Raw genomic sequence first — 559 nt, forward strand, 5'->3', positions numbered from 1 at the left:
AAGTTTCGCCATGGATTGAAGCATTTGTGAATGCGAGGTTGTGGATTGAGAAACAGTAAAACGTTTTTATATAAAATTTAAAATCCCTAATTGTGTTAAAGCAGTTAGGGATTTTTTATATATTTGAGAAATTTAAATTTGGTTTTGTTAAACTAGTCATACCTGAATTGGGTGTATTAGGATGACGGAGTCAAACTTATATACAAGTTAGCAGCAATAGTAAAAAAATATGAGACATCATTTCGCTGATTTTTTAGATAGAACTGAAGATTATTGGACAATCATTCCAAACGATGAAAGATATTCCTATTCTTTAGATAAAAAATATAATAATAAGAGTGATGTGAAAATTGTAACAATAAATAAGGAAGATAAAAATTGGAAACAGATTTTTGAATTCCCAAATATTGAAGAAATAACTTTGCACGAACCTAATAAAGAGCAAATTGAATCAATCATAAATCTAACACAAATCAAACGTTTGAGGATTTCATTTTTACGAACAAATGATATAGAATTCATTATAAATTTTCAAAACTTAGAAGAATTAGTTTTAGAA

The 559-nt window shown here is 26.8% G+C and carries 1 pseudogene; it reads left to right on the forward strand.

What is annotated here, in order from left to right:
* Positions 1 to 229: 229 nt before the first annotated feature.
* A pseudogene (locus tag DIU01_RS12070) lies at positions 230 to 559 on the forward strand (leucine-rich repeat domain-containing protein); the annotation flags it as partial.

This window comes from Flavobacterium sp., from assembly GCF_003525665.1.
GTDB lineage: Bacteria > Bacteroidota > Bacteroidia > Flavobacteriales > Flavobacteriaceae > Flavobacterium.